Source organism: Pseudomonas sp. TH37 (assembly GCF_016650735.1).
Taxonomy (GTDB): Bacteria; Pseudomonadota; Gammaproteobacteria; order Pseudomonadales; family Pseudomonadaceae; genus Aquipseudomonas; species Aquipseudomonas farris.
In genome coordinates this window covers 272255-286082 of sequence record NZ_JAEKFD010000003.1, presented here as the reverse complement: position 1 = coordinate 286082, position 13828 = coordinate 272255, and the positions used below count along the sequence as shown (strand labels likewise).

Below are 13828 nucleotides of genomic sequence, written 5' to 3'. Positions count from 1 at the left end.
CCGGGCATTAGCCTTATGCCTGCCAAAGACCCATAAGTCTTTACTTAACAATGGAATGTGACCATGCATTGATCTAAGTCAGATGATTGAACAGCGAACAAAACTAACCTGTTTTCTCTCTTCTCCTGCACTGGAGTCATGCAATGTCTGAATCCCCCGGAAAACTGAAACTCGGCGCCCTGGTTGCATTGGTTGTCGGTTCAATGATTGGTGGCGGGATCTTCTCTTTGCCCCAGAACATGGCCGCCAGTGCAGACGTCGGTGCCGTTCTTATCGGTTGGGCAATTACCGCAGTGGGCATGTTGACCCTGGCCTTCGTTTTCCAGACCCTCGCTAATCGAAAACCTGATCTGGACGGCGGTGTTTACGCCTACGCCAAGGCCGGTTTCGGCGACTACATGGGCTTCTCGTCCGCCTGGGGTTACTGGATCAGTGCCTGGCTGGGTAACGTTGGTTACTTCGTTCTGTTGTTCAGCACCCTCGGTTACTTCTTTCCGATCTTCGGCGAAGGCAACACGGTTGCTGCCGTGATCGGCGCGTCTGTGCTGCTCTGGGGCGTACATTTCCTCGTGCTGCGGGGCATCAAGGAAGCGGCGTTCATCAACCTTGTGACCACCGTCGCCAAGGTCGTACCGTTGCTGCTGTTCGTGCTGATCGCGGTGTTCGCGTTCAAACTGGACATCTTCACCGCCGACATCTGGGGCCTGAAAAACCCTGACCTGGGCAGCGTGATGAACCAGGTGCGCAAGATGATGCTGGTCACCGTCTGGGTGTTCATCGGCATCGAAGGCGCAAGCATTTTCTCGGCCCGTGCGGAAAAACGCAGCGACGTCGGTAAAGCCACCGTCATCGGTTTCATCACCGTGCTGCTGTTCCTGGTGCTGGTGAACGTGCTGTCGCTGGGCATCATGACCCAACCGGAATTGGCCAAACTGCAGAACCCGTCCATGGCCGCGGTGCTGGAACATGTGGTCGGTCATTGGGGCGCGGTGCTGATCAGCGTCGGCCTGATCATCTCGTTGCTCGGTGCGCTGCTGTCGTGGGTGTTGCTGTGTGCAGAGATCATGTTCGCTGCCGCCAAGGACCACACCATGCCGGCCTTCCTGCGCAAGGAAAACGCCAACCATGTACCGGCCAACGCCTTGTGGCTGACCAACGCCATGGTCCAGTTGTTCCTGATCGTCACGCTGTTCTCGGCCAGCACTTATCTGTCGCTGATCTACCTCGCCACCTCAATGATTCTGGTGCCGTACCTGTGGTCGGCGGCTTACGCGCTGCTGCTGGCGGTACGCGGCGAAAGTTATGAAAACGCTATAGCCGAGCGCAGGAAAGACCTGTTCATCGGCGCCGTCGCGTTGATTTACGCGGTCTGGCTGATCTATGCCGGCGGCGTCAAATACCTGCTGCTCTCCGCCCTGCTCTATGCGCCCGGCGTGATCCTGTTCGCCAAGGCCAAACTTGAAGTCAACAAACCGGTTTTCACCAACGTCGAGAAGCTGATTTTCGCCGCCGTAGTCGTGGGCGCCCTGGTGGCAGCTTACGGGCTGTATGACGGCTTCCTGACTCTGTAACACCCGACTCTCATTTGTCATCTGGAGGATCACTGTAATGACCACCGAAAAAGTTAAGTACGGCGTCCATTCCGAAGCCGGCAAACTGCGCAAAGTCATGGTTTGCTCCCCCGGCCTGGCCCACCAGCGGCTGACCCCGAACAACTGTGATGAACTGCTTTTCGACGATGTGCTGTGGGTTGCTCAAGCCAAGCGTGACCATTTCGACTTCGTCACCAAAATGCGCGAGCGCAACGTCGACGTGCTGGAAATGCACAACCTGCTGACCGATATCGTTGCGATTCCAGAAGCGCTGGACTGGATTCTGGAACGCAAGATCACCGCCAACTCGGTGGGCCTGGGGCTGGTCAACGAAACAGGTTCCTGGCTGCGTAGCCTGGAGCCGAGAAAGATTGCCGAATTCCTGATTGGCGGCGTCTCCGCCGATGACCTGCCGGACAGCTTCGGCGGCAAGACCATTCAGATGTTCCGCGAATTTCTCGGTCACTCCAGCTTCATTCTGCCGCCGCTGCCCAACACCCAGTTCACCCGCGACACCACGTGCTGGATCTACGGCGGCGTGACGTTGAACCCGATGTACTGGCCGGCACGGCGTCAGGAAACCCTGCTGACCACGGCCATCTACAAATTCCACCCGCAGTTCACCAACGCCGACTTCCAGATCTGGTACGGCGATCCGGATCAGGACCATGGCAGCGCCACCCTTGAGGGCGGCGACGTGATGCCGATCGGCAACGGCGTGGTGTTGATCGGCATGGGCGAGCGTTCGTCCCGTCAGGCTATTGGCCAATTGGCGGTCAACCTGTTCAAGAATAAGGCTGTCGAACGTGTGATTGTCGCCGGCCTGCCGAAGTCCCGCGCAGCGATGCACCTGGACACCGTGTTCAGCTTCTGCGACCGCGACCTCGTGACCATTTTCCCGGAAGTGGTGAACCAGATCGTCGCCTTCAGCGTGCGCCCTGATGAAAGCAAACCGGGCGGCGTCGATATCCGCCGCGAAGAAACCAGCTTCCTCGACACCGTGGCCAAGGCCCTCAACCTGAAAGCGCTGCGCGTCGTCGAAACCGGCGGCAACAGCTTCGCCGCCGAACGCGAGCAATGGGACGACGGCAACAACGTGGTGGCGGTGGAACCAGGTGTGGTGATCGGCTACGACCGCAACACCTACACCAACACCCTGCTGCGCAAGGCTGGCATCGAGGTCATCACCATCAGCGCCGGTGAACTCGGTCGCGGGCGTGGCGGCGGCCACTGCATGACCTGCCCGATCATTCGCGACCCTATCGACTATTAACTTTCAAACCCTGGCCGCCGCTTATCCAGCGCGGCCCGGGGGATAACCGATACCAAAGGAGATCCCATCATGGCTTTTAATATGCGTAACCGCAGCCTGCTGAGTTTGATGCACCACACCACTCGCGAGCTGAACTACCTGCTGGACCTGTCCCGTGACCTCAAACGCGCCAAGTACACCGGCACCGAGCGTCCACACCTGCAAGGCAAAAACATCGCGCTGATCTTCGAAAAAACCTCGACCCGCACCCGGTGCGCCTTCGAAGTCGCGGCCCATGACCAGGGCGCCCACGTCACCTACATCGACCCGGTGTCGTCACAGATCGGCCACAAGGAAAGCATGAAAGACACCGCCCGCGTGCTGGGGCGCATGTTCGACGCCATCGAGTACCGCGGCTTCGAACAGGAAATCGTCGAAGAGCTGGCGAAGTTCGCCGGCGTGCCGGTATTCAACGGTTTGACCGCTGAATTCCACCCGACGCAAATGATCGCCGACACCCTGACCATGCGTGAACACAGCGACAAGCCGCTGCACGACATCAGCTACGCCTACCTCGGCGATGCCCGCTACAACATGGGCAATTCGCTGTTGATGATCGGCGCCAAACTCGGCATGGACGTGCGCATCGCCGCACCGAAAGCGCTGTGGCCACATCAGGACTTCATCGATCAGTGCAAAGCCTTCGCAGAGGAAAGCGGCGCGCGCATCACCATCACCGAAGACCCGAAAGAAGCGGTCAAGGGCGTGGACTTCATCCACACCGACATCTGGGTATCGATGGGCGAGCCGGTGGAGGCGTGGGACGAGCGCATCGAGCAACTGCTGCCGTACCAGGTCAACGCCGACATGATGAAGGCCTCGGGCAACCCGCGCGTGAAATTCATGCACTGCCTGCCGGCGTTCCACAACAGCGAAACCAAGGTCGGCAAAGACATCGCCGCGCGCTATCCACACCTGGCCAACGGGGTTGAAGTGACTGAAGAAGTCTTCGAGTCGCCGGCCAACATCGCCTTCGAGCAAGCGGAAAACCGCATGCACACCATCAAGGCGATCCTGGTGTCGGCGCTGGCGGATATCTAAGGACCGATCCGGTTCCTCCTGCAGGAACAAAGCCCCTGTGGGAGCTGGCTTGCCTGCGATGGCATCACCTCGGTGTATCTGACAGACCGAGGCGATAGCATCGCAGGCAAGCCAGCTCCCACATTGACCGAGTTCCAACCGGGGCCGAATCGCCCGCAACCTCTATTTAGAAGGACTGCATTATGCGTATCGTCGTTGCTTTGGGCGGTAACGCCCTGCTCCGCCGGGGTGAACCCATGACCGCGGACAACCAGCGCATCAACATCCGGATCGCCACCGAACAGATCGCCAAGGTCCATCCCGGCAACCAACTGGTGATCGCTCACGGCAATGGTCCGCAGGTCGGCCTGCTGTCGCTGCAAGCGGCGGCCTACACCCAGGTTTCCGCTTACCCGCTGGACGTGCTCGGTGCCGAAACCGAAGGCATGATCGGCTACATCATCGAACAGGAACTGGGCAACCTGCTGGACTTCGAAGTCCCGTTCGCCACCCTGTTGACCCAGGTCGAAGTCGACCCCAACGATCCGGCGTTCCAGAAGCCCAGCAAACCCATCGGCCCGGTCTATACCAAGGCCGAAGCGGAGAAACTCGCCGCCGAGAAAGGCTGGGCGATTGCTCCGGACGGCGACAAATTCCGCCGTGTGGTGGCCAGCCCGAGACCGAAACGCATCTTCGAAATCCGCCCGATCAAGTGGCTGCTGGAAAAAGGCAGCATCGTGATCTGCGCCGGTGGCGGGGGCATCCCGACGATGTACGACGCCAGCGGCAAACTGCAGGGTGTGGAAGCGGTGATCGACAAAGACCTGTGCTCGGCGCTGCTGGCCGAACAGCTTGAAAGCGATCTATTGGTGATCGCCACCGACGTCAACGCGGCGTTCATCGACTTCGGTAAACCCACCCAGAAAGCCATCGCCCAGGCCCACCCGGATGACATGGAAAAACTCGGCTTCGCGGCCGGTTCCATGGGACCAAAGGTCCAGGCAGCCTGCGAGTTCGCCCGCCATACTGGAAAAACCGCGGTGATCGGTTCACTCTCGGACATCGAAGCGATCGTCCAGGGCAAGGCCGGTACGCGTATCAGCACGGCGACACCTGGCATAACTTACTTGTAAGGAGAGACGCCAATGGCAATGTTCGAGCCCGGTCATCTGCACATCGAGCGCCACGCGCTGACCCCGGATGATGTCAACTACAACGTGCACCTCGACTATGAGGTCACACAGGATCCCAAGAAAGGCAAAGGAATACTGTTCACCATGCACGGCAGCATGCAGGGAAAGGACATGTCGGAGACCTTCTTTCTACCCAAGGAGGAGGCTTACAACTTCGCCAACAACGTGACGAAAATCGCCGAGAAGTACGGAATCCCGAAGACACACAGTCAGATCGGCTCGATTCACAAGCATTACGATTTAATGTTTGAAGACATCCGGAAGCAGTTGGATATGAAATCCGGCGACCCGGTAAACCTCGAGAACTTCGAATAACCCTATTCCCCTGGATGAACGCTGTACCTGTGGTAGCGGGCTTGCCCGCGATTGCGGTTTAACATTCAACATCTATGTTGTCTGACACACCGCTATCGCGGGCAAGCCCGCTCCCACAGGGGATCATCGTTGCCCTGAAGTCCTGCGCAGGATTTCACCATTGGCCCGCCCCAAGGCATACTTGCCACCCTCCGCACTCCAGAACCCAACCGCCCCATGCGTATCCACGTCAGCTTCATCGACCGCGTCGGCATCACCCAGGAAGTCCTGGCCCTGCTCGGTGGGCGCAATCTCAATCTGGATGCGGTGGAAATGGTGCCGCCCAACGTCTACATCGACGCCCCGACATTGAGCCCGGCAGTGCTCGAGGAGCTGCGCGACGCGCTGTTCAGCGTGCGCGGCGTGCAAGCGGTGACGGTGGTCGACATCCTTCCCGGCCAGCGCCGTCACTTGCAGCTCGATGCGTTGCTCGCCGCCATGACCGACCCGGTATTGGCCCTCGACAGCGCTGGCAAGGTGCTGCTGGCCAACCCGGCGCTGATTACCCTGTACGGTCGTGAACCGGCGGGTGAAAGCATCAGCGAGCTGTTTGCCGATCCGGCACTGCTCGACACGTTGCTGGAAAACGGCTTCCGCCTGCCGCTGCGCGAGATCACCGTCAACGGCCAGACCCTGCTGCTGGACGCCACGCCGATCACCGACGCCGGCGCGCTGCTGACCCTGTACCAACCGAACCGCATCGGTGAACGTCTTTCGGCGCTGCACCACGATCACGCCGAAGGTTTCGATGCCCTGCTCGGCGAATCCCCGGCGATCCGTACGCTCAAGGCTCGCGCTCAACGGGTCGCAGCCCTTGATGCACCGTTGCTGATCCAGGGCGAAACCGGCACCGGTAAAGAACTGGTGGCCCGCGCCTGCCACGCCATCAGCGCCCGCCACAGTTCGCCGTTCCTGGCCTTGAACTGCGCGGCACTGCCGGAAAACCTCGCCGAAAGCGAACTGTTCGGCTACGCCCCCGGCGCCTTCACCGGCGCGCAACGGGGCGGCAAACCGGGGCTGATGGAACTGGCCAACCAGGGCACGGTATTTCTCGACGAGATCGGTGAAATGTCGCCGTACTTGCAGGCGAAATTACTGCGCTTTCTCAACGACGGCAGCTTCCGTCGGGTCGGTGGCGATCGCGAGGTGAAGGTCAACGTGCGGATCCTCAGCGCGACCCACCGCGATCTGGAAAAAATGGTCAGCGAAGGCACCTTCCGCGAAGACCTGTTCTATCGCCTCAACGTCCTGAATGTCGAAGTCCCGCCCCTGCGCGAACGCGGCCAGGACATCCTGCTGCTGGCGCGCTACTTCATGCAGCAGGCCTGCGCGCAGATCCAGCGCCCGGTCTGTCGCCTGGCGCCGGGCACTTATCCGGCGCTGCTAGGCAATCGCTGGCCGGGTAATGTGCGGCAACTGCAGAACGTGATCTTCCGTGCCGCGGCGATTTGCGAAAGCAGCCTGGTGGACATCGGCGATCTCGATATCGCCGGCACCTCCGTGGCGCGCCAGAGCGACAGCGAGGTCGACAGCCTTGAACAGGCCATGGAAGAGTTCGAGAAAACCCTGCTGGAAAAGCTCTACGTCAGCTACCCCTCGACCCGCCAACTGGCCAGCCGCCTGCAAACCTCCCACACCGCGATTGCCCATCGGTTGCGTAAGTACGGCATACCCAATAAGCCCTGAATGCCCCTGCCTTCGGTCGCATGCTTACCCTTGTATCGGGCCGTGCACTTATCCATGTAGGAGCTGCCGAAGGCTGCGATCTTTTGACTTTAGCTTTGTAGCGCCTGGGACAAGATCGCAGCCTTCGGCAGCTCCTACGGGTCGGATTTCAATTCAAGGGTTTCTAACCTGTGTAAAAGCGACCTCCATCTGTACTGAAAGCGCTACAGTGGAACGATATCGCTACAACCTCTCCTGAAGACCGCTGTGCAAGGCTTTGATCCACCTCAGCTTTTTTCTTCAGCCTGTGCTGTAGCGATTTCGCTACAGTCAGTCCTTTTCAGTTTTTAGCAAGAACAAATAACTCATTGATTTATAACGAATAAAAAACATTGGCCGCGTTTTTGCTTAGTAACCACCTATAAAGAAGGGCTTTTTGCCCAAGCATTCAATCGCGTCCACCAGACGAGTCTGGCCCCCTTAGGAGTTTCCATGAGCGAGTTGCGTTTTACTGAAGATCACGAATGGCTGCGCACCGAAGCTGACGGCACCGTCACAGTCGGCATTACCGCTTTCGCGCAGAACGCCCTGGGCGACGTGGTTTTCGTACAACTGCCTGAGCTGCAGTCCTACGACAAAGGCGCTGAAGCCGCCACCGTGGAATCGGTAAAAGCCGCCAGCGGCGTGTACATGCCACTCGACGGCGAAGTGCTGGAAGTGAACCCGGCGCTGGACAGCAGCCCTGAACTGGTCAACGAAGATCCGCTGGGCGAAGGCTGGTTCTTCCGCTTCAAGCCAACCGACGCCTCGGCTGTCGGCCAACTGCTGGATCAAGACGCTTACGACCGTCTGATCAAAGCCAACGCTGAAGCCTGAGGAGCGCCGACATGACTCAAGTACTTCCTGTTTCTGTAAATGTCAGCACCGCCAACGAATTCATCGCGCGCCACATCGGCCCGCGTTCGGGCGACGAGCAAGCCATGCTCAACAGCCTGGGCTTTGACTCCCTGGAAGCCCTCAGCGCCAGCGTCATTCCCGACAGCATCAAAGGCACCAGCATCCTCGGCCTGGAAGACGGCCTGAGTGAAGCCGATGCCCTGGCGCTGATCAAATCCATCGCCGGCAAAAACCAGCTGTTCAAGACCTTCATCGGCCAGGGCTACTACGGCACTCACACGCCGTCGCCGATCCTGCGCAACCTGCTGGAAAACCCGGCCTGGTACACCGCTTACACCCCGTACCAACCAGAAATTTCCCAAGGCCGTCTCGAAGCGCTGCTGAACTTCCAGACCCTGATCAGCGACCTGACCGGCCTGCCGATCGCCAACGCCTCGCTGCTCGACGAAGCCACCGCCGCTGCCGAAGCCATGACCTTCTGCAAACGCCTGAGCAAGAACAAAGGCAGCCACGCGTTCTTCGCGTCGGTTCATTGCCACCCGCAAACCCTTGACGTTTTGCGCACTCGTGCCGAGCCGTTGGGCATCGATGTAGTGGTCGGTGACGAACGCGAATTGACTGACGTGACACCGTTCTTCGGCGCGCTGCTGCAATACCCGGCTAGCAACGGTGATGTGTTCGACTACCGCGAACTGACCGAGCGTTTCCACGCGGCTAATGCGCTGGTCGCGGTGGCCGCAGACCTGCTGGCCCTGACCGTGCTGACCCCGCCGGGCGAGTTCGGTGCTGATGTGGCCATCGGCAGCGCGCAACGCTTCGGCGTGCCGCTGGGCTTCGGTGGTCCGCACGCGGCCTACTTCTCCACCCGCGATGCGTTCAAGCGCGACATGCCAGGCCGTCTGGTCGGCGTTTCCGTGGACCGTTTCGGCAAGCCGGCCCTGCGCCTGGCCATGCAGACCCGCGAGCAACATATCCGCCGCGAGAAAGCCACCAGCAACATCTGCACCGCCCAAGTGCTGCTGGCCAACATCGCCAGCATGTACGCCGTGTACCACGGCCCGAAAGGCCTGACGCAGATCGCCAAGCGCATTCATCACCTGACCGCGATCCTCGCCAAAGGCTTGAGCGCATTGGGCCTGACCGTCGAGCAAGCCAACTTCTTCGACACGCTGACGGTCAAGACCGGCGCGCAAACTGCGGCGTTGCACGACAAGGCTCGTGCTCAGAAGATCAACCTGCGTGTTGTGGATGGCGAGCGTCTGGGTCTGTCCCTCGACGAAACCACCAGCCAGGCCGACGTTGAAACCCTGTGGAGCGTGCTGGCCGACGGCAAGACGCTGCCAGACTTCGCCGCCCTCGCCGCCTCGGTCGACAGCACCCTCCCGGCCGCGCTGGTTCGCCAATCGCCGATCCTCAGCCACCCGGTGTTCAACCGTTATCACTCCGAAACCGAGCTGATGCGCTACCTGCGCAAGCTCGCCGACAAGGACCTGGCCCTGGATCGCACCATGATCCCGCTGGGTTCCTGCACCATGAAACTCAACGCCGCCAGCGAAATGATCCCGGTGACCTGGGCTGAGTTCGGTGCCCTGCACCCGTTCGCCCCGGCCGAGCAAAGCGCCGGATATCAGCAGCTGACCGATGAACTGGAAGCGATGCTCTGCGCCGCCACCGGCTACGACTCGATCTCCCTGCAACCGAACGCCGGTTCCCAAGGTGAATACGCTGGCCTGCTGGCGATTCGTGCGTACCACCAGAGCCGTGGCGAAGACCGTCGCGACATCTGCCTGATCCCCTCGTCCGCCCACGGCACCAACCCGGCCACCGCCAACATGGCTGGCATGCGTGTGGTCGTGACCGCCTGCGATGCCCGCGGCAACGTCGACATCGAAGACCTGCGCGCCAAGGCCATCGAGCACCGCGAACACCTCGCTGCGCTGATGATTACCTACCCGTCGACCCACGGCGTGTTCGAAGAAGGCATCCGCGAAATCTGCGGCATCATTCACGACAACGGCGGCCAGGTGTACATCGACGGCGCCAACATGAACGCCATGGTCGGCCTCTGCGCACCGGGCAAGTTCGGCGGCGATGTATCCCACCTGAATCTGCACAAAACCTTCTGCATTCCCCACGGCGGTGGCGGCCCGGGCGTCGGCCCGATTGGCGTCAAGTCGCACCTGACGCCGTTCCTGCCGGGCCACGCCCAGATGGAACGCAAAGAAGGCGCAGTCTGCGCGGCACCGTTCGGCAGCGCGAGCATTCTGCCGATCACTTGGATGTACATTCGAATGATGGGTGGCGCGGGTCTCAAGCGTGCTTCGCAACTGGCGATCCTGAATGCCAACTACATTTCCCGTCGCCTCGAAGAGCATTACCCAGTGTTGTACACCGGCAGCAATGGTCTGGTGGCGCACGAATGCATCCTCGATCTGCGTCCGTTGAAAGACAGCAGCGGCATCAGTGTCGATGACGTCGCCAAGCGCCTGATCGACTTCGGCTTCCACGCCCCGACCATGTCGTTCCCGGTGGCCGGCACGTTGATGATCGAGCCGACCGAAAGCGAATCCAAGGAAGAACTGGACCGCTTCTGCGATGCCATGATCCGCATCCGCGAAGAAATCCGCGCGGTGGAAAACGGCACGCTGGACAAGGATGACAACCCGCTGAAAAACGCACCGCACACCGCCGCGGAAATCGTCGGCGAGTGGACTCACCCGTACAGCCGCGAGCAAGCGGTGTATCCGGTTGCGTCGCTGATCGAAGGCAAGTACTGGCCACCGGTCGGTCGCGTCGACAACGTCTTCGGCGATCGCAACCTGGTCTGCGCCTGCCCGTCGATCGAAAGCTACGCTTGATCTATAGGGGGCGGGTTTGCTCGCCCCCCTTTTCAAGAACACCACAAAACCCTGTGGGAGCTGGCTTGCCTGCGATGGCGGTAGATCAGCCAACTGAGAGGCTGACTGACCCACCGCCATCGCAGGCAAGCCAGCTCCCACAGGATCGTATTTAGTCAAAAAATTTTCGCCAATTCCTATAACAAGAAACCGGAGAACAACCATGTCGTTAAGCGTGTTCGACCTGTTCAAGATTGGCATCGGCCCCTCCAGCTCCCACACCGTCGGCCCGATGCGTGCCGCTGCGCGTTTCGCCGAAGGTCTGCGCCGTGAAGGGCTGCTGGCCGCAACCACCTGCGTCAAAGTCGAGCTCTACGGCTCGCTCGGCGCCACCGGCAAAGGCCACGGCAGCGACAAGGCTGTGTTGCTGGGCCTGGAAGGCGAACACCCGGACACCGTGGACACCGAAACCGTCGCCGCTCGCCTGCAAGAGATTCGCGGCAGCGGTCGCTTGAACCTGCTCGGCGAACACAGCATTGCGTTCAACGAGAAAGAACACCTGGCGATGATTCGCAAACCGTTGGCCTATCACCCCAATGGCATGATTTTTCGCGCATTCGATGCTGCTGGCCTACAAATCCGCAGCCGCGAGTACTACTCGGTCGGTGGTGGTTTTGTCGTCGATGAAGACGCCGCCGGTGCCGACCGCATCGTCGAAGACGCCACGCCGCTGACCTTCCCGTTCAAAAGCGCCAAGGACCTGCTCGGTCATTGCACCACCTATGGTTTATCAATCAGTCAGGTGATGCTGACCAACGAAAGTGCCTGGCGCCCCGAAGCGGAAACCCGTGCCGGTTTGCTGAAGATCTGGCAAGTGATGCAGGACTGCGTCACCGCTGGTTGCCGCAATGAAGGCATCCTTCCTGGTGGACTGAAGGTCAAACGTCGGGCCGCGGCGCTGCATCGGCAATTGTGCAACAACCCGGAATCCTCGCTGCGCGATCCGCTGTCGGTGCTGGACTGGGTCAACCTGTACGCCCTGGCGGTCAACGAAGAAAACGCTAACGGTGGGCGCGTGGTTACCGCACCCACCAATGGTGCAGCCGGAATCATCCCGGCGGTGCTGCATTACTACATGCGCTTCATCCCCGGGGCCAACGAAGATGGCGTCGTGCGCTTTCTGCTGACGGCCGCCGCGATCGGCATTCTGTACAAGGAAAACGCCTCGATCTCCGGCGCCGAAGTCGGCTGTCAGGGCGAGGTTGGCGTCGCCTGTTCCATGGCCGCCGGCGCCTTGTGTGAAGTGCTGGGCGGCACGGTGCAGCAGGTGGAAAACGCTGCCGAAATCGGCATGGAACACAACCTCGGCCTGACGTGCGACCCGATCGGCGGGCTGGTGCAAGTGCCTTGCATCGAGCGCAACGCCATGGGTTCGGTCAAGGCCATCAATGCGGTGCGTATGGCCCTGCGCGGCGACGGTCAGCACTTCGTCTCCCTCGACAAAGTCATCCGCACCATGCGCCAGACCGGCGCCGACATGAAAAGCAAATACAAGGAAACCGCCCGTGGCGGTTTGGCGGTCAACATTATCGAGTGCTGATGCGCGCATCTGCACTATTTTCAGGAGCTGGATATGTCCACCGAACAATTGTTGAAAACCCCGTTGCACGCACTGCACCTCGAACTAGGCGCCCGCATGGTGCCGTTTGCCGGCTATGACATGCCGGTGCAATACCCGTTGGGCGTGATGAAAGAACACCAGCACACCCGTGATCAAGCCGGGCTGTTCGATGTGTCGCACATGGGCCAGATCCGCCTGACCGGCGCCAACGCGGCCAAAGCCCTGGAAACCCTGGTGCCGGTGGACATCATCGACCTGCCGGTGGGCATGCAGCGCTACGCGATGTTCACCAACGAGACCGGCGGCATCCTCGACGACCTGATGGTCGCCAATCTGGGTAACAACGAACTGTTCCTGGTGGTCAACGCGGCCTGCAAGGATCAGGACCTGGCGCACCTGCGCAAGCACATCGGCGACCAGTGCACCATCGAGCCACTGTTCGAAGAGCGCGCGTTGCTCGCGTTGCAAGGTCCGGCCGCCGTCACCGTGCTCGCACGCCTGGCGCCTGAAGTTGCGAAGATGACCTTCATGCAATTCGCCCGCGTGAAGCTGTTGGGCGTGGACTGCTTTGTCAGCCGTTCGGGCTACACCGGCGAAGACGGTTTCGAAATCTCCGTACCAGCGACCAATGCCGAAGCCCTCGCTCGCTCCCTGCTGGCCGAACCGGAAGTGGCGGCTATCGGCCTCGGCGCTCGCGACTCCCTGCGCCTGGAAGCCGGCCTGTGCCTCTACGGCCACGACATGAACACCGAAACCACCCCAATCGAAGCGAGCCTGCTGTGGGCCATCTCCAAGCCTCGTCGCGCCGATGGCGCGCGGGCCGGTGGTTTCCCCGGTGCTGAAACGGTGTTCGCCCAGCAGCAAACTGGTATCAGCCGCAAACGCGTTGGCCTGCTGCCGCAGGAACGTACGCCAGTGCGCGAAGGTGCGGAAATCGTCAACGAAGCCGGCGACATCATCGGCAGCGTGTGCAGCGGCGGTTTTGGTCCGACCCTTGGCGGTCCTTTGGCCATGGGTTACCTCGACAGCGCTTACATCGGTCTGGATACGCCAGTTTGGGCAATTGTTCGTGGGAAAAAGGTGCCTTTGCTTGTAAGCAAAATGCCATTTGTTCCACAACGCTACTATCGTGGTTGATTGACTGTTTCTATAAGTAACGCGGCTGCGTTAAGAGTGCACTAATCTGTAACGCAGCCGCCATAAAACAGTGCGTACGTTTCGTTTATGAACGTTACTTATAACGATCGAAAACAACTGAACCACTCTATCGAATAAGCCTGCGTTAGTGTCTCCCTTGATTGTCACAACCCGAGGAAATCCGGGCCTTCGCAGGGCTT

General features: G+C 60.2%; 10 protein-coding genes. All 10 read left to right on the top strand.

What is annotated here, in order from left to right; all coding sequences use genetic code 11:
- Positions 1–143 precede the first annotated feature (143 nt).
- The 10 genes from arcD (at position 144) to gcvT (ending at position 13628) form a co-directional block, all read left to right on the top strand.
- Positions 144–1571 (top strand): arginine-ornithine antiporter, encoded by a 1428-nt coding sequence (arcD, locus tag JFU11_RS10560; protein WP_123719275.1) that lies wholly within the window; start codon positions 144–146, stop codon positions 1569–1571.
- A 37-nt stretch (positions 1572–1608) separates the two neighbouring features.
- Positions 1609–2865 carry an arginine deiminase gene (arcA, locus tag JFU11_RS10555; protein ID WP_123719276.1) on the top strand — a complete coding sequence of 419 codons (1257 nt, stop codon included), beginning with the start codon at positions 1609–1611 and terminating at the stop codon, positions 2863–2865.
- Positions 2866–2934: 69 nt separating this feature from the next.
- Positions 2935–3945, top strand: coding sequence for an ornithine carbamoyltransferase (locus tag JFU11_RS10550; RefSeq protein ID WP_008005440.1), 1011 nt, complete (start codon positions 2935–2937; stop codon positions 3943–3945).
- Between the two features lie 182 nt (positions 3946–4127).
- The gene (gene arcC / locus JFU11_RS10545) at positions 4128–5057 is read left to right on the top strand and encodes a carbamate kinase (protein ID WP_123719277.1); all 930 of its coding nucleotides are present in this window, start codon (positions 4128–4130) and stop codon (positions 5055–5057) included.
- 12 nt (positions 5058–5069) lie between these two features.
- Positions 5070–5432 carry a DUF5064 family protein gene (locus tag JFU11_RS10540; protein WP_123719278.1) on the top strand — a complete coding sequence of 121 codons (363 nt, stop codon included), beginning with the start codon at positions 5070–5072 and terminating at the stop codon, positions 5430–5432.
- Positions 5433–5648: 216 nt separating this feature from the next.
- The gene (locus tag JFU11_RS10535; protein ID WP_123719279.1) at positions 5649–7157 is read left to right on the top strand and encodes a sigma-54-dependent transcriptional regulator; all 1509 of its coding nucleotides are present in this window, start codon (positions 5649–5651) and stop codon (positions 7155–7157) included.
- Between the two features lie 471 nt (positions 7158–7628).
- Positions 7629–8012 carry a glycine cleavage system protein GcvH gene (gcvH, locus tag JFU11_RS10530; protein WP_007903329.1) on the top strand — a complete coding sequence of 128 codons (384 nt, stop codon included), beginning with the start codon at positions 7629–7631 and terminating at the stop codon, positions 8010–8012.
- Positions 8013–8023: 11 nt separating this feature from the next.
- Positions 8024–10891, top strand: a complete 2868-nt coding sequence (gcvP, locus tag JFU11_RS10525; protein ID WP_201060573.1) for an aminomethyl-transferring glycine dehydrogenase — start codon at positions 8024–8026, stop codon at positions 10889–10891.
- Between the two features lie 202 nt (positions 10892–11093).
- On the top strand, positions 11094–12470 hold the full coding sequence (locus tag JFU11_RS10520) for an L-serine ammonia-lyase (protein WP_123719282.1): 1377 nt from the start codon (positions 11094–11096) through the stop codon (positions 12468–12470).
- A gap of 33 nt (positions 12471–12503) precedes the next feature.
- Positions 12504–13628 (top strand): glycine cleavage system aminomethyltransferase GcvT, encoded by a 1125-nt coding sequence (gene gcvT, locus JFU11_RS10515; protein ID WP_201060572.1) that lies wholly within the window; start codon positions 12504–12506, stop codon positions 13626–13628.
- Positions 13629–13828: the final 200 nt, after the last annotated feature.

Coding starts and splice junctions, on each gene's coding strand:
- JFU11_RS10520 (WP_123719282.1), top strand. CDS start 11,094: ATGTCGTTAAGCGTGTTCGACCTGTTCAAGATTGGCATCGGCCCCTCC.
- JFU11_RS10540 (WP_123719278.1), top strand. CDS start 5,070: ATGGCAATGTTCGAGCCCGGTCATCTGCACATCGAGCGCCACGCGCTG.
- JFU11_RS10535 (WP_123719279.1), top strand. CDS start 5,649: ATGCGTATCCACGTCAGCTTCATCGACCGCGTCGGCATCACCCAGGAA.
- JFU11_RS10550 (WP_008005440.1), top strand. CDS start 2,935: ATGGCTTTTAATATGCGTAACCGCAGCCTGCTGAGTTTGATGCACCAC.
- gcvP (WP_201060573.1), top strand. CDS start 8,024: ATGACTCAAGTACTTCCTGTTTCTGTAAATGTCAGCACCGCCAACGAA.
- arcA (WP_123719276.1), top strand. CDS start 1,609: ATGACCACCGAAAAAGTTAAGTACGGCGTCCATTCCGAAGCCGGCAAA.
- gcvH (WP_007903329.1), top strand. CDS start 7,629: ATGAGCGAGTTGCGTTTTACTGAAGATCACGAATGGCTGCGCACCGAA.
- arcD (WP_123719275.1), top strand. CDS start 144: ATGTCTGAATCCCCCGGAAAACTGAAACTCGGCGCCCTGGTTGCATTG.
- gcvT (WP_201060572.1), top strand. CDS start 12,504: ATGTCCACCGAACAATTGTTGAAAACCCCGTTGCACGCACTGCACCTC.
- arcC (WP_123719277.1), top strand. CDS start 4,128: ATGCGTATCGTCGTTGCTTTGGGCGGTAACGCCCTGCTCCGCCGGGGT.